16 protein-coding genes, 1 rRNA gene and 1 pseudogene are annotated in these 17,228 nt (G+C 56.3%); 16 read left to right on the forward strand and 2 right to left on the reverse strand.

Going from position 1 to position 17,228, the window contains the following annotated elements; all coding sequences use genetic code 11:
* Positions 1 to 247: 247 nt before the first annotated feature.
* A pseudogene (locus CINSTRO3249_RS04155) lies at positions 248 to 1,075 on the reverse strand (dienelactone hydrolase family protein).
* A gap of 250 nt (positions 1,076 to 1,325) precedes the next feature.
* Between CINSTRO3249_RS04155 and udp the strand changes: the two are divergent.
* The 9 genes from udp (at position 1,326) to tatC (ending at position 9,243) form a co-directional block, all read left to right on the forward strand.
* The gene (gene udp / locus CINSTRO3249_RS04160; RefSeq protein WP_074012308.1) at positions 1,326 to 2,093 is read left to right on the forward strand and encodes a uridine phosphorylase; all 768 of its coding nucleotides are present in this window, start codon (positions 1,326 to 1,328) and stop codon (positions 2,091 to 2,093) included.
* Positions 2,094 to 2,232: 139 nt separating this feature from the next.
* The gene (locus CINSTRO3249_RS04165) at positions 2,233 to 2,760 is read left to right on the forward strand and encodes a DedA family protein (protein ID WP_074012309.1); all 528 of its coding nucleotides are present in this window, start codon (positions 2,233 to 2,235) and stop codon (positions 2,758 to 2,760) included.
* A gap of 66 nt (positions 2,761 to 2,826) precedes the next feature.
* The gene (gene rmuC / locus CINSTRO3249_RS04170) at positions 2,827 to 4,425 is read left to right on the forward strand and encodes a DNA recombination protein RmuC (RefSeq protein ID WP_074012310.1); all 1,599 of its coding nucleotides are present in this window, start codon (positions 2,827 to 2,829) and stop codon (positions 4,423 to 4,425) included.
* 70 nt (positions 4,426 to 4,495) lie between these two features.
* Positions 4,496 to 5,254: a bifunctional demethylmenaquinone methyltransferase/2-methoxy-6-polyprenyl-1,4-benzoquinol methylase UbiE gene (gene ubiE / locus CINSTRO3249_RS04175; protein WP_074012311.1), complete on the forward strand. Its 759-nt coding sequence runs from the start codon at positions 4,496 to 4,498 to the stop codon at positions 5,252 to 5,254.
* A 12-nt stretch (positions 5,255 to 5,266) separates the two neighbouring features.
* Positions 5,267 to 5,875 (forward strand): ubiquinone biosynthesis protein UbiJ, encoded by a 609-nt coding sequence (locus CINSTRO3249_RS04180; RefSeq protein WP_074012312.1) that lies wholly within the window; start codon positions 5,267 to 5,269, stop codon positions 5,873 to 5,875.
* Positions 5,872 to 7,506, forward strand: coding sequence for a ubiquinone biosynthesis regulatory protein kinase UbiB (gene ubiB, locus CINSTRO3249_RS04185; protein ID WP_074012323.1), 1,635 nt, complete (start codon positions 5,872 to 5,874; stop codon positions 7,504 to 7,506). The genes CINSTRO3249_RS04180 and ubiB overlap by 4 nt, the downstream gene beginning before the upstream one ends.
* Positions 7,507 to 7,557: 51 nt before the next feature.
* Positions 7,558 to 7,818 carry a twin-arginine translocase subunit TatE gene (gene tatE / locus CINSTRO3249_RS04190; RefSeq protein ID WP_074012313.1) on the forward strand — a complete coding sequence of 87 codons (261 nt, stop codon included), beginning with the start codon at positions 7,558 to 7,560 and terminating at the stop codon, positions 7,816 to 7,818.
* Between the two features lie 9 nt (positions 7,819 to 7,827).
* Entirely contained in the window at positions 7,828 to 8,469 is a 642-nt protein-coding gene (gene tatB, locus CINSTRO3249_RS04195; RefSeq protein WP_074012314.1) for a Sec-independent protein translocase protein TatB, read from the forward strand.
* A gap of 3 nt (positions 8,470 to 8,472) precedes the next feature.
* Positions 8,473 to 9,243 (forward strand): Sec-independent protein translocase subunit TatC, encoded by a 771-nt coding sequence (tatC, locus tag CINSTRO3249_RS04200; protein WP_074012315.1) that lies wholly within the window; start codon positions 8,473 to 8,475, stop codon positions 9,241 to 9,243.
* A gap of 125 nt (positions 9,244 to 9,368) precedes the next feature.
* Here tatC and rfaH read toward each other — a convergent pair whose 3' ends face one another.
* Positions 9,369 to 9,860 (reverse strand): transcription/translation regulatory transformer protein RfaH, encoded by a 492-nt coding sequence (gene rfaH, locus CINSTRO3249_RS04205; protein ID WP_074012316.1) that lies wholly within the window; start codon positions 9,858 to 9,860, stop codon positions 9,369 to 9,371.
* 183 nt (positions 9,861 to 10,043) lie between these two features.
* Here rfaH and ubiD point away from each other — a divergent pair, with 183 nt between their 5' ends.
* The 7 genes from ubiD to CINSTRO3249_RS17395 form a co-directional block, all read left to right on the forward strand.
* Entirely contained in the window at positions 10,044 to 11,528 is a 1,485-nt protein-coding gene (ubiD, locus tag CINSTRO3249_RS04210; protein ID WP_074012317.1) for a 4-hydroxy-3-polyprenylbenzoate decarboxylase, read from the forward strand.
* 55 nt (positions 11,529 to 11,583) lie between these two features.
* Complete coding sequence (fre, locus tag CINSTRO3249_RS04215) at positions 11,584 to 12,285, forward strand: NAD(P)H-flavin reductase (protein WP_074012318.1); 702 nt, start codon at positions 11,584 to 11,586, stop codon at positions 12,283 to 12,285.
* Positions 12,286 to 12,390: 105 nt separating this feature from the next.
* Positions 12,391 to 13,719 (forward strand): Xaa-Pro dipeptidase, encoded by a 1,329-nt coding sequence (pepQ, locus tag CINSTRO3249_RS04220; RefSeq protein ID WP_074012319.1) that lies wholly within the window; start codon positions 12,391 to 12,393, stop codon positions 13,717 to 13,719.
* On the forward strand, positions 13,716 to 14,333 hold the full coding sequence (locus tag CINSTRO3249_RS04225) for an IMPACT family protein (protein WP_074012320.1): 618 nt from the start codon (positions 13,716 to 13,718) through the stop codon (positions 14,331 to 14,333). Before pepQ ends, CINSTRO3249_RS04225 begins: the two co-directional genes overlap by 4 nt.
* A 42-nt stretch (positions 14,334 to 14,375) precedes the next feature.
* Positions 14,376 to 15,827, forward strand: a complete 1,452-nt coding sequence (gene trkH / locus CINSTRO3249_RS04230; RefSeq protein WP_074012321.1) for a Trk system potassium transporter TrkH — start codon at positions 14,376 to 14,378, stop codon at positions 15,825 to 15,827.
* 13 nt (positions 15,828 to 15,840) lie between these two features.
* The gene (hemG, locus tag CINSTRO3249_RS04235; protein WP_074012322.1) at positions 15,841 to 16,389 is read left to right on the forward strand and encodes a menaquinone-dependent protoporphyrinogen IX dehydrogenase; all 549 of its coding nucleotides are present in this window, start codon (positions 15,841 to 15,843) and stop codon (positions 16,387 to 16,389) included.
* A 367-nt stretch (positions 16,390 to 16,756) separates the two neighbouring features.
* A 16S ribosomal RNA gene (locus tag CINSTRO3249_RS17395) occupies positions 16,757 to 17,228 on the forward strand; the annotation flags it as partial.

Genomic DNA, 17,228 nt, shown 5'->3' on the forward strand with positions numbered 1-17,228 from the left:
TCATATGCTGTTTAACCAGCGTCTGATATCGGCGGGTAAGGCGAGAGTCAATCCCGCCAACAGATAGGTTGAAATCATTCTGCAAAGTAATAACAGGTATCACGATAAATGTGTAGATACCTATGCCTTGAGGCACGGTTGCCTGGAGCCCCCGAGCGCCGCTGCGCCGTGCGCGTTTATCCGCCGTGAGCGTTATGTCTGACGCTTTCCTTTCTCGGATGCGTTAATTATCCCGCCGTCTGAGGCTTTATTTCACGCCGAAGCGGGCAAACCAGGCCAGCATGCGTTGCCAGCCGTCCTGCGCCGAAGCGGCATGATAGCTCGGGCGATAGTCGGCATTAAAGGCATGGCCGGCCTCGGGATACACCACGATCTCCGCTTCCGCGTTGGCGGCGCGCAGCGCCTGGCGCATCGTCTCAATCGTTTCCAGCGGAATACTGCCGTCCTGCGCGCCGTACAAACCGAGCACCGGTGCACCAAGCTGGGTGGCCACGTCCACCGGGTGCCTGGGCATGGTCAATGTTTTGTCGCCGGTCAATTTGCCATACCAGGCGGCGGCCGCTCTGAGTTATGGGTTATGCGCCGCATACAGCCAACTGATGCGCCCTCCCCAGCAAAAACCGGTTATCGCCAGACGACGCAGATCGCCGCCCTGGGTTGCGGCAAAGTGAGCGGTATGGTCCAGATCTGCCAAGACTTGACTGTCGGGCACTTTACTGACCAGCTCCGCCAGCAGCGTAGGGACATCGTCATAGTGCGTCGGATCCCCCTGGCGGAAATACAGCTCGGGGGCGATAGCCAGGTAACCCTCCTTGGCCAGACGGCGGCAGAGGTCCTGGATGTGTTGATGGACGCCGAAAATTTCCTGCACCACGATCACCACCGGTAACGCGTCATGCTGGCCGGCGGGCCGGGCCATCCACGCGGGCATCGCGTCGCCCTGGCTGGGCACGGTGGTGGGGCCGGAGGTCAGATTGGCCTCGTCGGTGACGATAGCGGTCGCGGCCGGTGCGCCCGCGGCGCGGGCAAAACCGGTAACCGACGTCTGGGGAGTAAGGGTATCGTTAGGGCTCATTGGCATTAACCTTTTGTCATGATCACCAGTGGGACAGCTACACCTGTCAACTTAGGCCGCCGAAGCCACTTCCGTCAATGTAGTCATCCAGCGAATCTGGATCGCGCTTCCAGTTACGTTAACATTTCGTGCGCGTCAGCGTTATTGAGGGTAGGGTACGGAGAAAAAAAAACGGGGATTTATCACGGTAAATCACGGTTAATAATGATATTATCGGCGATATAAGCCATTATTTGCAGAGGTATATGCCGTGGAGCAGTCTGACGTTTTCCATCTTGGCCTGACATTTTCCGACCTGGCAGGCGCCACGCTTGCTATCGTGCCGGGTGACCCCCAGCGGGTGGAAAAGATCGCCCGGCTGATGACCAATCCGGTGCATCTGGCGACCCATCGCGAATTTACCACCTGGCGCGCGGAGCTGGAGGGCAAGGCGGTGGTGGTGTGCTCAACCGGCATTGGCGGGCCTTCTACCTCTATCGCGGTGGAAGAACTGTCCCAGCTCGGTATCCGTACCTTTTTGCGGGTGGGCACGACCGGCGCCATTCAAAACGCCATCAATGTCGGTGATGTGCTGGTCACCACCGCCGCCGTGCGCCTGGACGGCGCCAGCCAGCACTTTGCGCCGCTGGCATTCCCGGCGGTAGCGGATTTTGCCTGCACTACCGCGCTGGTGCAGGCGGCGAAAAACAGCGGCGCCCGGCTGCACGTGGGCGTGACGGCGTCTTCCGACACTTTTTATCCCGGTCAGGAGCGCTATGACACCTACTCTGGCCGGGTAGTGCGGCAGTTTAAAGGATCGCTGCAGGAATGGCAGGGCATGGGGGTAATGAATTATGAAATGGAATCCGCCACCTTATTGACCATGTGCGCCACGCAAGGGCTGCGCGCCGGTATGGTGGCGGGGGTTATCGTCAACCGGCTGCAGCAGGAAACGCCCGATGTGGCGGTACTGCAACAAGCGGAAAGCGACGCCGTGACCATCGTCGTAGAGGCCGCCCGTCTGTTGTTGACCGCCTGATGGCAGGCTAAGAGTTAGCCGGCGGCGAGGGCCGCGGCCGCACAGGCGGCCTGTCGCGCCGTGTTTCGTTTCCTTGGCTGCGGGCGTGACGCCACGCTTTGGTGTCCCGCCCTCGGCATGCGTCAGGAATAATGCCTTAGTGGAAGTCTGGATTTCTCTTATCACCGATTTTGTCCGCCAGCATCAGGTCTGGGCCATACCCATCGTTTTCTTACTGGCCTTCGGCGAATCGTTGGCGTTTTTGTCGCTGCTGCTGCCGGCGACGATTATTTTGCTCGGGCTGGGCGCGCTGATAGGCGAGGCCGGCATCCCGTTTTGGCCCATTTATTTTGCCGCCGTCGCGGGTGGTTTTTTTGGCGACAGGCTCTCTTACTGGGTGGGCGATCATTACCAGCAACGGGTCTATGGCCTGTGGCCGTTCACCCGGCATCCCGCCATGCTCGCGCGCGGCCACGTTTTCTTTGCGCGCTGGGGGATAGCCGGCGTTTTTCTTGGGCGCTTTTTCGGCCCGCTGCGGGCGGTAGTACCGCTGGTTGCAGGGCTTTGTGGCATGTCGCGGCCAGGGTTCCAGTTAGCCAATCTTTTGTCTGCGGCGTTATGGGCGTTCGGTCTGTTGGCGCCTGGCGCATTCGGCCTGCGCTGGTTGGCGCGCTTTGTCGGCCAATAAAAGGCGCTGGACATCTATACAGTTCCCCCTTAACGTGACTGTCAGCATGGGCTAGGCGGAGGCAATATGGACTACAGCCTGTTTTACGGTATTGGCGGCGCACTCATTGGCGTGGGGGTTGGCTGGCTCATTGCCGGCGCCCGGCTGCACCAGCGGCATTTGGCGCAGGAAGCGGAACGGGTCAGCCTCGCGCAGGGGTTGCAGGCGACGCGTCAGGCGCTTGCCGACGAACAACACATTCGCAGGAGGCAGGCCGAGCTCGCGCTGCGCGAGGGCGAACGGGAGCAGCGTGATCTGTTCGGCCGATTGGCCGCCGCCGAGGAGCGGTTGACCTCTCTTGCCCATTTCCGCCAGGAGTGCGAGCAACTCAATCAAGAGCTGCGGGCACAGCGAGAAATTAACAGCAGTCAGGAGGCGGAATTGCGCGAAGTCGCTATCCGTCTGGAGGAAACCCGACTGGCGGCGGAAGAGAAGCAGCGCCTGTTAATCAACAGCGAGCAACGGTTGTCGGCGCAGTTTGAAAATCTGGCTAACCGCATCTTTGAGCACAGCGGGCGCAAGGTGGATGAGCAAAACCGACAAAGCCTTGACCGGCTGCTGATGCCGCTGCGCGAACAACTGGAGGGTTTTCGCCGTCAGGTGCAGGATAGTTTTGGCCAAGAGGCGCGCGAACGCCACACGCTGGCCCATGAAATCCGCAATTTGCAGCAGCTCAATGCCCAGATGACCCAGGAGGCCGTCAACCTGACTCGCGCGCTCAAAGGCGATAACAAAGCCCAGGGCAATTGGGGCGAAGTGGTGCTTAGCAGGGTCTTGGAAGCATCAGGCCTGCGTGAAGGCCATGAGTTTGACACCCAGATCAGCATCCAGAAAGGCGATGGCCGGCGGCTGCAGCCCGATGTGGTGGTGCGTCTGCCGCAGGGTAAAGATGTGGTCATCGACGCGAAAATGTCGCTGGTGGCGTATGAACGCTATTTTAACAGCGACGATGACGCTGAACGCCAGCTGGCACTCACCGAGCATGTCAATTCGCTGCGCGCCCATATGAAATTGCTGGGCCGTAAGGATTATCAACAATTGCCGGGGTTACGTTCGCTGGATTACGTGCTGATGTTCGTCCCTGTCGAACCGGCCTTTATGGTGGCGATTAGCCGGCAGCCGGAGCTGATAAGCGAAGCGCTGGCGCACAATATTATGTTGGTCAGCCCCACCACGCTGTTGGTTGCGCTACGCACGATAAATAACCTGTGGCGCTACGAACATCAAAGCCGCAATGCCCAGCATATCGCCGATCGCGCGGCGCGCCTGTATGATAAATTGCGGTTGTTTGTCGACGATATTAATGCCATCGGCCAAAGCCTTGATAAAGCGCAAGCCAGCTATCGGCTGGCGAAGAATAAATTGTCCGACGGGCGTGGTAATATTATCGGCCAGGCAGAAGGGTTCCGTGCCCTGGGCGTGGAAATTAAACGCCCCATCGCTTCCGCGCCGGGCGCCCATGTTCCTTTTGCCGATCGCCCTGGCGAGGCGGCTGCCGCGGTGACCGACCTGCCGGACGCGCTCACCCCTCAGCAGGAGGGTGAGCGCGAATCCCCGGCGGACGGGGCACAGGACGGGTCTGGCCCGTCACGGCAGACGCGTGCGGAATGCCCGCTACGGGAGTAACGCGCCACGGTGGGGCTTTCATCACGCATCTGTTACACTTCTCTGAAACTGATTGAGCAGGACGACGAACATGGCAGACGACGATAAGCGTGAAACGACCCACTTCGGGTACCGCACCGTAGCGAAAGATCAGAAAGCGTTAATGGTGGCGGATGTTTTTCACTCCGTTGCGGCAAAATACGATCTGATGAATGACCTGATGTCCTTCGGCATTCACCGCATCTGGAAACGTTTCGCTATCCAATGTAGCGGCGTACGTCGCGGGCAAAAAGTTCTGGATCTGGCGGGGGGTACTGGCGATCTGACCGCCAAATTTTCACGTCTGGTGGGTGAAGACGGGGAGGTGGTGCTGGCGGATATCAACGACTCCATGCTAAAGGTGGGGCGTGAGAAGCTGCGTAATCGCGGTATTCTGGGCAATGTCAGCTATGTTCAGGCCAATGCTGAAGCGCTGCCGTTTCCAGACAATACCTTCGATTGTATTACCATTTCGTTTGGCCTGCGTAACGTGACCGAAAAAGAGCAGGCGTTAAAGTCGATGTACCGGGTGCTGAAACCCGGCGGACGACTGCTGATCCTCGAGTTTTCCACCCCGCGCTTCAAGCCGCTGAATAAAGCTTACGATCTCTACTCCTTCCACGTTCTGCCGCGCATTGGCGAAATGGTGGCCCGTGATGCCGGCAGCTATCGCTATCTGGCGGAGTCCATCCGCATGCATCCGGATCAGGAAACGCTGAAGTCGATGATGCTGGATGCCGGGTTCGACAGCGCCGAATATTTCAATATGACCGGTGGCATCGTGGCTTTGCACCGCGGTTATAAATTCTGATCGGGATATGACATGTTGCTGATGCCGTTGATAAGCGCAACGCTGGAAGTCGTGCTTGAACGCCTGCTTTATCAGGATCGCGCCATGTCCGCCGCCCGTGAGCGCCTGAAAGGTAAAGTTTTGCGGTTTGAATTGGCCGAATGGGAGACGCCGGTTATTCTGGTATTTGGCGAGCGTCAGGTGGATGTGCTCAACGCCTGGGATGACGCGGCGGATTGTACGGTGCGCACCCGTCTTGCCACCCTGCCGGCGCTGCGGGAACGTCAGCGGCTGACGCAGCTGATTAAGCAAGGCTTCCTCGACGTTGACGGCGATCTCCAGTGCCTGCAGCAATTCGCCGCGCTGCTGGATATGGCTGAATTCGATGGGGCAGAACTGTTGGCGCCCTGGCTAGGCGATATTGCCGCTGAAAGCGTCAGTCGCACGGTCGCGCGCCGGCTGACCAGCACGCTGCGGTTGTTGCGCACCGGCCAGGGGCGGGTGACACAAGCGATAACCGATGAATGGCGCCTGGCGCCCTCTGCGCTGGAACAGGCGTGGTTTTGCGGCGAAGTGGATGAGATCACCCGGGCCGGCGAGGATCTGGCGGCCCGCCTGGAAAAATGGGAGGCCAGCAGATGATATTCGGTGAGATCCGCCGCCTCTATTTGATTATTCGCGTCATGCTCAGCTATGGACTGGATGAGCTTATTCCGCAAACGCGGTTGACGCTACCGCTGCGGCTGGGACGCAATTTGCTGTTCTGGATGCCGAACAACCATGCACAGCGCATGCTGGGCGAACGTTTGCGCCTGGCGCTCCAGGAACTGGGACCGGTATGGATCAAATTCGGCCAGATGCTTTCGACCCGCCGTGATTTGTTTCCGCCGGCCATCGCCGACCAACTGGCGATGCTGCAAGACCGGGTGCAGCCGTTTGACGGCGCCCTGGCACGCGCCCATATCGAACGTTCGATGGGGCAGCCACTTGAAATCTGGTTTGATGATTTTCAGCAGGAGCCGCTGGCTTCTGCCTCCATTGCTCAGGTCCATACCGCCCGGCTGAAAAACGGCAAAGAGGTGGTGATCAAGGTGATCCGCCCGGATATTTTGCCGATGATTAAGGCCGATATGCTGCTAATGTACCGGCTGGCCAGCTGGGTGCCGCATTTGTTGCCGGACGGCCGACGTCTGCGGCCGGTCGAGGTCGTGCTGGAATATGAAAAGACGCTGCTTGATGAGCTTAATTTGCTGCGTGAAGCGGCCAATGCCATTCAGCTCCGACGTAATTTCGACGGTAGCCCGATGCTGTATATTCCAGAGGTTTATCCAGATTATTGCAGCGAAACCATGATGGTAATGGAGCGCATCTATGGCGTACCGGTCAATGATGTCGCCGCGCTGGAGAAGCAGGGCACCAACATGAAGCTGCTGGCGGAGCGCGGGGTTCAGGTCTTTTTTACCCAGGTTTTCCGTGATAGTTTTTTTCACGGCGATATGCATCCAGGCAACATTTTCGTCAGTTTTGAACATCCTGAGGATCCGCAGTATATCGGCATCGACTGTGGTATTGTCGGGTCGCTGAACAAAGAAGATAAGCGCTATCTGGCGGAAAATTTTATCGCCTTTTTCAACCGCGATTACCGTAAAGTAGCGGAGTTGCATGTTGACTCCGGCTGGGTGCCGCCGGATACCAATGTTGAAGATTTCGAGTTTGCTATTCGCACCGTTTGCGAGCCTATTTTTGAAAAACCGCTGGCGGAAATTTCCTTTGGCCACGTACTGTTGAATCTTTTTAACACCGCGCGGCGGTTTAATATGGAAGTGCAACCGCAACTGGTTTTGTTGCAGAAAACGCTACTGTATATTGAAGGCGTCGGGCGCCAGCTTTATCCTCAGTTGGATTTATGGAAAACGGCCAAGCCCTTTTTGGAAGACTGGATCAAGGATCAGGTGGGTCTGCCGGCCATTTTGCGCGCATTAAAGGAAAAGGCGCCCTATTGGGCGGAAAAATTGCCTGAGTTGCCCGAACTTGTTTACGACGGTTTCAAGCAGCATCGATCATTGCAGAAAAGCGTCGATCGCCTGTCGGTAGAGATGCGGGTTCATCACGTGCGCCAAAGCCAATCCCGTTTTCTGTTCGGCATTGGCGCCACGCTGCTGCTGAGCGGTACGTTTTTAATGACGCAAAGCGCTGACGAGGGATCTTTGCCGGCCTGGCTTATGGCCGCCGGTATCGTCAGTTGGATTATCGGCTGGAGACGCACCGCGTAGTCGCCGGTGAAATCTTAACCCGGGTTTTCCCCCCTTTTGAGAGGCAAAGTTATGGGCGGTATCAGCATTACACAGTTATTAATCATTGCGGCCATTGTGGTGTTGTTGTTCGGTACAAAAAAACTGCGTGGTCTGGGATCGGATTTGGGCGCCTCAATCAAAGGATTTAAAAAATCCATGGGCGAAGATGATAACAAAACGTCGACATCGGCGGATAAATCCTCTCAGGACGCCGACTTTACCGCGCCGCCCATTGAGCCGAAAGCCAACCCGGCACGCCCGGATGAAGCCAAAAATAAAGATAAAGAGTAGGTATAAGCCGTGTTCGATATTGGATTTGGTGAGCTGATGCTGGTATTCGTAATCGGACTGGTGGTGCTGGGTCCAGAACGCCTGCCGGTTGCGGTCAGAACGGTGGCAGGGTGGATCAGGGCAATACGATCCATGGCTTCGACGGTGCAGAACGAATTAACGCAGGAGCTTAAGCTGCAAGAGCTGCAGGACAGCCTGAAAAAAGTCGAAGAGGCCAGTAAAAACAATCTGTCGCCGGAACTGAAATCGTCAATGGAAGAGCTGCGTGAAGCGGCGGAATCCATGAAGAAAGAATTTAAAGGTATCAACAGCGCCACGCTGGATCCGGCTGAGCCGCATACTATTCATAACCCGTTAGTTACCGATCCGGAGGCGTTGCATGATGGCGTAACACCGGCGGAGGGCGATCGTCAGGCAGAAGCGCCGCCAATGGCGCCAAGCGCCTCCGCGCCGGCCGCCAGACCCTCCATGCCGGCGGATCCGGTTGCTGACCCGGCTGCCCAGACTGCGGCCTCCGAAACCGTCCAGCCGGCCGCCGCAGGGGCTCATGCCGCCGTGACCGCGCCGGCGCCGGCGCGACAAGAACCCGGCAGGGCGGCAACTGCCACGCAGCCGGCTTCGTCCACTTCTCCACTGAAAAATGATCGCTAATCCATGGCCGTTGATGATACCCAACCCCTGATCAGTCACTTAATCGAACTGCGCAAGCGGTTACTTTATTGCATTCTCAGCGTACTGTTGGTCTTTCTGGCGCTGATTTATTTCGCTAACGACATTTATCAGCTGATATCCGCACCGCTTATCAAACAACTGCCGGCGGGCGCCAGCATGATCGCGACGGATGTCGCGTCGCCGTTCTTCACGCCCATCAAGCTGACCGTTATCGTCTCGGTATTTGTCTCCGCGCCGCTGCTGCTCTATCAGGTGTGGGCTTTCGTTGCGCCCGCGCTGTATAAACATGAACGCCGGCTGATGATGCCGCTGTTGTTCTCCAGCACCCTGCTATTTTACGCCGGTATGGCATTCGCCTATTTTGTCGTCTTCCCGCTGGCCTTCAGTTTCTTTGCCCACACTGCCCCGCGCGGCGTACTTATTGCGACCGATATAAATAACTATCTCGATTTTGTCATGGCCTTATTTATGGCATTTGGGGTGTCGTTTGAAGTGCCGGTGGCTATCGTCCTGCTGTGCTGGAGCGGCGTAGTGACGCCGGATGATCTGCGCAAGAAGCGGCCCTATGTTCTCGTCGGCGCTTTTGTCGTTGGTATGCTGCTGACGCCGCCGGACGTGTTTTCTCAGACGCTATTGGCGATCCCCATGTACCTGCTGTTTGAAATCGGCGTTTTCTTCGCCCGCTTCTATGTGGGTAAAGGGCGCAAACGCGATGAGGAAGAGGACGATCCCGAAGAAGATGAGCCTGAGTAACGCCGTTACCTGCGCTGCAACGCTGTCGGTCAGGACGAGGGCGGCAGGAAGTGGTTGCTGTGGTCAGGATTTCCGGCGTTGTACACAGCGCGCGGCACGCAAAGTCTCGGTCGCGCCAAAACGGGCTACTGCATTTTCTGAAACAGGCGATTATCCAGGCTTTGATAGACCTGTTTATTCAACAGATTCAGCAAGAGCATAGAGCGCGCCTCGCCGTCGGGCTCGGTGTAAATGGCCTGCAATCCTTCAAATACCCCGGCGGTGATAACGACCTTATCGCCGGACAAAGGCGTCTCGGGATCGGTTACATTGTCAAAACGGTGATCGCGCAGATCTTGAATGACCTCCGCGGGGATAATGACCGGCAGACTGCCGAAACGGACGAAGTGGCTTACGCCGCGAGTCGCGCTGATGGTAGTTGTATGGATTGTTTCTGGATCAAATTCGATAAAGAGATAGTTTGGAAACAGCGGCTCACAGGTTTCTGTGCGCTTGCCCCGGATAATTTTCTCCAGAGTGACCATCGGCGTCAAACAGGCGACCGCCTGCCGTTCCAGATGTTCTTTAGCACGCAGTAATTGTCCGCGTTTACAATACAATAAATACCAAGCTTCCATAGTAACAATTTACCTATCTCATCGAAGTCTCAGCATAGCAAAAGCCATAACATATATATAGCACCGGACGCCGCCGCTGTCGGGCAGTCAGGGAGGCTAAATTTTACCGATCTTTGACAAAAGACCAGCAAGGCTGATAAACAGATCTTATAATGCAGGCTAAATAACGTTCCCGATGAAGCTATGAAATACCGTGACTTGCGCGACTTCCTTGCCCTGCTGGAGCAGCGGGGGGAATTAAAACGAATCAGCTTGCCCATTGATCCCTATCTGGAAATGACGGAAATCGCCGATCGCACCCTGCGTGCCGGCGGCCCGGCGCTGCTGTTTGAAAACCCGACAGGATACACGATGCCGGTGCTATGCAATCTGTTCGGCACCCCTGAACGGGTGGCGCTCGGCATGGGGCAGGAGAGTGTTAACGCGTTGCGCGATGTGGGCAAATTGCTGGCGTTTCTAAAAGAGCCGGAGCCGCCCAAGGGCTTTCGCGACCTGCTGGACAAGGTGCCCCAATTTCGCCAAGTACTGCATATGCCGACCAAACGGCTGAACTCTGCGCCTTGCCAGGAACAGATCTGGCAGGGGGAAGATGTGGATCTGGGCCGTATTCCGGTCATGCACTGTTGGCCCGGCGACGCCGCGCCGCTTATCACCTGGGGGCTTACGGTCACCCGCGGGCCGCACAAGGAACGGCAAAACCTCGGTATCTACCGCCAGCAAGTGCTGGGCAAAAATAAGGTGATCATGCGCTGGCTTTCTCACCGCGGCGGTGCGCTGGATTTCCAAGAATGGACGCAGCAAAATCCTGGTCAACGCTTTCCGGTCGCGGTCGCCCTCGGCGCGGATCCGGCGACGATCCTGGCCGCGGTAACGCCGGTGCCCGATGCGCTTTCCGAATACGCTTTCGCAGGCCTGCTGCGTGGCAACAAAACCGAAGTGGTCAAGTGCGTGTCCTGCGATTTAGAGGTGCCTGCCAGCGCCGAGATCGTATTGGAAGGTTATCTGGAGGCGGGCGAAACGGCGACGGAAGGGCCCTATGGCGATCATACCGGCTATTACAACGAAACCGACAGCTTCCCGGTCTTTACCATCACCCATATAACCCAGCGGCGCGACGCGCTGTACCACTCAACCTATACCGGTCGTCCGCCCGATGAACCCGCGGTGATGGGCGAAGCGCTCAATGAAGTCTTCGTGCCTATTTTGCAAAAGCAATTTCCAGAAATCGTGGATTTCTATTTGCCGCCGGAAGGGTGCTCCTATCGCCTGGCGGTGGTGACCATCAAAAAACAATATGCCGGTCACGCCAAGCGGGTGATGATGGGCGTCTGGTCTTTCCTGCGTCAATTCATGTATACCAAATTTGTTATCGTATGCGATGATGATATTGATGCACGTAACTGGAAAGACGTGATTTGGGCGATGACCACCCGAATGGATCCGGCACGCGATACTGTTTTGATGGAAAATACGCCGATAGATTATCTGGATTTCGCTTCGCCGGTTTCCGGGTTGGGATCGAAAATGGGCATGGACGCGACAAATAAATGGCCGGGAGAAACGCAGCGCGAATGGGGCGCGCCGATTGAAATGGATCGGACGGTACGCGAGCGCGTTGACGCTATTTGGGACCAACTGGCTATCCTGAAAAATGATCACGCGTCGTAATGTAATACGCGCGGCGCCTGTGGCAAATTGCTTAATGACCCGACAGAGGGACTGCATGACAACATTGACCTGTAAGGTCTCTTCCGTGGATGCCATCACTGATACCGTTTACCGCGTACGGCTGGCACCGGAAGCGGCTTTTCACTTCCGCGCCGGTCAGTACCTGATGGTGGTAATGGACGAACGTGATAAACGGCCTTTTTCCCTGGCGTCGACGCCCATGGAAAACACGTTTATCGAGCTGCATATCGGTGCTTCCGAACTCAATCTGTATGCGATGGCCGTCATGGACCGTATCCTGAAAGAGAGGGAAATCACCGTCGAAGTCCCGCAGGGCGAAGCCTGGCTACGTGATGACACCGACCGGCCTATCGTGCTGATCGCCGGTGGCACCGGTTTCTCTTATGCGCGCTCGATTTTATTAACGGTGCTGGCGCGCCAGCCCGAGCGAAAAGTGGCGATATACTGGGGGGGACGGGAGCGGGATCATCTGTATGATTTAGGCGAGCTGGAAGCGCTTACCCTGCAGCATCCTCAATTGTCCGTGGTGCCGGTGGTGGAGCAGCCGGATGAGCACTGGCAGGGCCGTTCCGGCACCGTGCTGATGGCGGTGATGCAGGACTACGGATCCCTGGAACCCTATGATATCTATATTGCGGGGCGCTTTGAAATGGCAAAAATTGCCCGAGAACGCTTCTGCGCCGAGCGCAGCGCCGTGGTCGAGCGCATTTTTGGTGACGCTTTCGCTTTTATCTAAACCGGCTCTAGCGTATCAACGCTGCAACTCGCGCGGCGGCCGGCGCTGTTCCAGGCGGAGCGCTATGGTAATATGGGTCAATTACGTTCCGCATAGGGTCTGAACATGGAATCGCTTTCTTCGCTATACCAGGATCATCTCGCCACACTCCAACAGCGCACCCGGGAAATATTACAGCGCCAGCGGCTGGAGGGGTTACTGATCCACGCCGGTGAGCCAATTTGCCGCTTTCTCGATGATCATGACTACCCGTTCAAAGTCAATCCACAGTTTAAAGCCTGGTTGCCGGTTACCCGCGTGCCGCACTGCTGGCTGTGGGTCGACGGGGTTAACAAGCCGAAACTCTGGTATTACCTGCCGGTAGATTATTGGTACCTCGTGGAACCGTTGCCGGACAGTTTTTGGACGCCGTATGTGGATATCGTGCCGTTCGCCGATCCAGACGAGATTGACGCGCTGTTACCGCCGCGCGACAACGTGGCCTATCTGGGATCGGCGCCGCAACGGGCCTCCCGGCTGGGCTTTGAACGTGACTACATCAACCCGCAGCCGGTACTGGATTATCTGCATTTCCACCGCGCCTACAAAACCGACTATGAGCTTGCCTGCATGCGTGAGGCGCAAAAGTCAGCGGTAAATGGTCATCGGGCGGCGAAAGAGGCTTTCTTGTCCGGCATGTGCGAATTTGATATCAATATCGTCTATCTCAGCGCCTGCGGCCACCGCGATACCGATGTGCCCTATGATAATATTATCGCCCTGAATGAACATGCGGCGGTGTTGCATTACACCCGCCTAGACCAGCGCACGCCGGAACACGTGCTGAGCTTTCTTATCGATGCCGGCACCGAATATAACGGTTACGCCGCCGACCTGACCCGTACCTATGCGACGCAGAAAGACAGCGATTTCGCCGCGCTTATCGCGTCGATGAATAGCGAGCAGCAGGCGCTTATCGCCACCATTGAAACCGGTGTCAACTACATCGACTATCACCTGCAGATGCACGGCAGAATCGCCAAGCTCTTAAAGCAGTTTGATATCGTCAGTGGCTTGAGCGAGGATGCGATGGTGACGGAGGGCGTAACCGTGCCGTTCCTGCCTCACGGGCTAGGTCATCCGCTGGGGTTGCAAGTGCACGATGTCGCCGGCTTTATGCAAGACGATCGCGGCACTTCGCTGGCGCCGCCGTCTCGCTATCCTCTGTTGCGCTGCACGCGCGTGCTGCAGCCGAGGATGGTGTTGACTGTCGAGCCCGGTCTTTATTTTATCGAGTCGCTGCTGGCCCCTTGGCGCGCCAGCGCCTTCGGCCGTCATTTCAACTGGTCGCGTATTGAAAGCCTGAAGCCTTACGGCGGCATCCGCATTGAGGACAATATCGTTATTCGCGACAATCACATCGAAAATATGACGCGCGCGCTGAAATTGGCATGACGGCGTCATGGTTTGCACCGGCGGCAGAAGTCACGCTGACGGCGGAAATAAAAAAAAGCCGATTTATCACGTTACTGTCCCCCACTCAGGGGACCGACGCCGCCAAAGCCTATATCCTGCACTGTCGCCAGCAGCATCCGGCGGCCGCCCATCACTGCTGGGCATATATCGCCGGTCCGCCCGTGGACTCCCGCCTGCGGGGGTTCTCCGATGATGGAGAACCCTCGGGCACCGCCGGCAAGCCAATCCTGGCCCAGCTGGATGGAAGCGGTCTCGGGGAAATCACTGCGGTAGTGGTGCGTTATTATGGGGGAATTCACCTGGGTACCGGCGGATTGGTCAAAGCCTATGGAGGCGGGGTCAAGCAAGCGCTAAAACGGGTTTCTCGGATAGCGCGTGTTTCGCGCCGGCGTTTCGTGCTGCGCTGCCATTATCCGCAGTTAGCCTGGGTAGAGGCCGCGATACAACAGGCTGAAGGGCTAATCGTTGCAGGGGACTATCAGGAATCGATTATACTCACTCTCGAGATACCTCTGCATCGCATTGCGGTGGCCAATGATAAACTGCGCGATCTCAGCCGCGGCGCATTGCAATTAACGCCTGTTCCACAATAATGCCTTCCTCCTGATTGTGTAATTTTTAAGGATAGTGCAGACATGCATTTTCGCACCATAACCCGCATCGTGGGTCTGCTCGTCATCTTGTTTTCGGTGACGATGATTATTCCCGGCCTGGTGGCCTTGATCTATCGGGATGGTGCCGGCAGCGCTTTCGCGCAAACATTTTTTTGCGCGCAGGCTATTGGACTTTTGCTCTGGTTTCCGAACCGTCGGCAAAAAAGCGAATTGAAATCTCGCGAAGGGTTTCTCATTGTGGTGCTGTTTTGGACCGTTCTGGGTAGCGTGGGTGCATTACCGTTTTTATTTGCCGAACATCCCAATTTGTCGGTCACCGATGCGTTTTTTGAATCCTTTTCCGGGCTGACCACCACCGGCGCCACCGCGCTAGTTGGGCTGGATACCTTGCCTCACGCCATTTTGTTTTACCGGCAGATGCTACAGTGGTTTGGCGGCATGGGGATCATTGTGCTGGCGGTGGCAATTCTGCCGATTCTCGGCGTTGGCGGCATGCAGCTGTACCGCGCGGAAATGCCCGGTCCGCTGAAAGACAACAAAATGCGCCCACGTATCGCTGAAACCGCCAAGACCTTATGGCTCATCTATGTGGCGCTAACCATTGCCTGCGCGCTGGCGCTATGGGGCGCGGGCATGTCGGTGTTCGATGCGATAAGCCACAGTTTTTCCACCATTGCCATCGGCGGCTTTTCCACCCATGACGCGAGTATTGGTTATTATCACAGTCCGCTTATCAATACGATTGTCGCCGTCTTTTTACTGATATCCGGTTGCAACTACGGTCTTCATTTCGCCGCTCTCAGCGGCCACAATCTGAAAGTCTACTGGCGAGATACCGAATTTCGCATGTTTATTTCGGTACAGTTAACGCTGGTGGTGGTCTGTATTTTGATTCTTTGGCGTTACGACGTTTACGCTAACAGCCTGCAAACGCTTAATCAGGCGTTCTTTCAAGTGGTTTCCATGGCGACCACCGCCGGGTTTACCACCGACAGCATCGCCCAATGGCCGTTGTTTCTGCCGATATTACTCCTTTGTTCAGCGTTTATCGGCGGCTGCGCCGGTTCTACGGGGGGCGGATTGAAGGTGATCCGCATTTTGCTGCTCTATTTGCAGGGCTCGCGTGAACTGAAACGCTTAGTGCATCCAAACGCGGTTTACACCATCAAACTGGGTAACCGGGCTCTGCCTGAGCGGATTCTGGAAGCGGTTTGGGGTTTTTTTTCCGCTTATGCGCTAGTGTTTATCCTCAGTATGCTGGCGGTAGTCGCCACCGGCGTCGATAACTTTTCCGCTTTTGCGGCGGTGGCGGCAACGCTAAACAACCTCGGGCCCGGCCTGGGTGTCGTGGCCGATAACTTTACCTCGATGAACGCGGTGGCCAAGTGGATCCTCATCCTGACCATGCTGTTTGGCCGTCTGGAGGTATTTACCTTATTGGTCCTGTTTACGCCGACCTTTTGGCGAGAGTGATACAAGGTTTACCATGAAAACGTTGATTCTCTATTTGAGCCATGATGGCCAAACGCACAAAATTGCGCGCGCGATTGCGGCCCATCTGACCGATTGCTGCGAATGTGATGTAGTCGATCTGCGCCTCGCACAAGATCTTGATCTGCAACGTTATCAGCGGGTGGTAGTGGGGGCGTCGATTCGCTATGGCCGCTTTGCCGCGGATCTTGACCGCTTTATCGCACAGCAGCTTGATTGGTTGCACAGCATTCCCAGCGCGTTTTACGCCGTCAATTTGACCGCGCGCAAGCCCGATAAACGCACCCCAGCCACCAATGCCTATACCCGGAAATTCCTGGCGAAAACGCCCTGGCGTCCCGATCTTTGCGCCGTATTTGCGGGTGCGCTGTGTTATTCGCGTTATCGCTGGTTTGATCGGGTCATGATCCAGATGATCATGCGCATGACCGGCGGTGAAACCGATCGCAGTAAAGAAGTGGAATATACCGATTGGCAGCAAGTTTCTGCCTTTGCCGGCGATTTGGCGCAATTGCCCGCCAAACAGGCGCCGCAGCACCCCTGATCGGGGCGTTTTGCTGAAAAAAAAACCAATTAAAACTATTTTAGTTATTTATCCTTGTCAACGGCGGTGAAGGCCCTATAATGCGCCTCCACTGACCGGGAACAGTCGCTGCGGCGCACCGGCTCAGCCAGAGGCAGGCGGCCCGCTACGGGCAAATAAAAGCTTGACTCTACAGCGGAAAAGCGTAATATATGCCAACCGCGCCGGTCGAGAAAACAGCCTCCCGGCACTGCTCTTTAACAATTTATCAGACAATCTGTGTGGGCGCTCACAAGACGATATCGACATACCGAAATATCAAGTCTTGAAGAGTGAACAACAAATATTCATATGAATACCAGTTTTAATTCTTTGAGCATCAAGCTTTTAATTAAAGAGTTTGATCATGGCTCAGATTGAACGCTGGCGGCAGGCCTAACACATGCAAGTCAAGCGGCAGCGGGAAGAAGCTTGCTTCTTTGCCGGCGAGCGGCGGACGGGTGAGTAATGTCTGGGGATCTGCCCGATGGCGGGGGATAACTACTAGAAACGGTAGCTAATACCGCATAACGTCGCAAGACCAAAGTAGGGGACCTTCGGGCCTCACACCATCGGATGAACCCAGATGGGATTAGCTAGTAGGTGGGGTAATGGCTCACCTAGGCGACGATCCCTAGCTGGTCTGAGAGGATGACCAGCCACACTGGAACTGAGACACGGTCCAGACTCCTACGGCATAGGTATCTACACATTTATCGTGATACCTGTTATTACTTTGCAGAATGATTTCAACCTATCTGTTGGCGGGATTGACTCTCGCCTTACCCGCCGATATCAGACGCTGGTTAAACAGCATATGA

It is taken from the genome of Candidatus Sodalis sp. SoCistrobi, from assembly GCF_900143145.1.
GTDB lineage: Bacteria > Pseudomonadota > Gammaproteobacteria > Enterobacterales > Enterobacteriaceae > SoCistrobi.

What these genes read in the sequence shown, in the direction of transcription:
- rmuC (WP_074012310.1), top strand. Translation starts at nt 2,827, where the DNA reads ATGGACTACAGCCTGTTTTACGGTATTGGCGGCGCACTCATTGGCGTG.
- CINSTRO3249_RS04225 (WP_074012320.1), top strand. Translation starts at nt 13,716, where the DNA reads ATGACGGCGTCATGGTTTGCACCGGCGGCAGAAGTCACGCTGACGGCG.
- rfaH (WP_074012316.1), bottom strand. Translation starts at nt 9,860, where the DNA reads ATGGAAGCTTGGTATTTATTGTATTGTAAACGCGGACAATTACTGCGT.
- CINSTRO3249_RS04180 (WP_074012312.1), top strand. Translation starts at nt 5,267, where the DNA reads ATGTTGCTGATGCCGTTGATAAGCGCAACGCTGGAAGTCGTGCTTGAA.
- ubiD (WP_074012317.1), top strand. Translation starts at nt 10,044, where the DNA reads ATGAAATACCGTGACTTGCGCGACTTCCTTGCCCTGCTGGAGCAGCGG.
- tatC (WP_074012315.1), top strand. Translation starts at nt 8,473, where the DNA reads ATGGCCGTTGATGATACCCAACCCCTGATCAGTCACTTAATCGAACTG.
- trkH (WP_074012321.1), top strand. Translation starts at nt 14,376, where the DNA reads ATGCATTTTCGCACCATAACCCGCATCGTGGGTCTGCTCGTCATCTTG.
- fre (WP_074012318.1), top strand. Translation starts at nt 11,584, where the DNA reads ATGACAACATTGACCTGTAAGGTCTCTTCCGTGGATGCCATCACTGAT.
- ubiB (WP_074012323.1), top strand. Translation starts at nt 5,872, where the DNA reads ATGATATTCGGTGAGATCCGCCGCCTCTATTTGATTATTCGCGTCATG.
- hemG (WP_074012322.1), top strand. Translation starts at nt 15,841, where the DNA reads ATGAAAACGTTGATTCTCTATTTGAGCCATGATGGCCAAACGCACAAA.
- pepQ (WP_074012319.1), top strand. Translation starts at nt 12,391, where the DNA reads ATGGAATCGCTTTCTTCGCTATACCAGGATCATCTCGCCACACTCCAA.
- tatE (WP_074012313.1), top strand. Translation starts at nt 7,558, where the DNA reads ATGGGCGGTATCAGCATTACACAGTTATTAATCATTGCGGCCATTGTG.
- ubiE (WP_074012311.1), top strand. Translation starts at nt 4,496, where the DNA reads ATGGCAGACGACGATAAGCGTGAAACGACCCACTTCGGGTACCGCACC.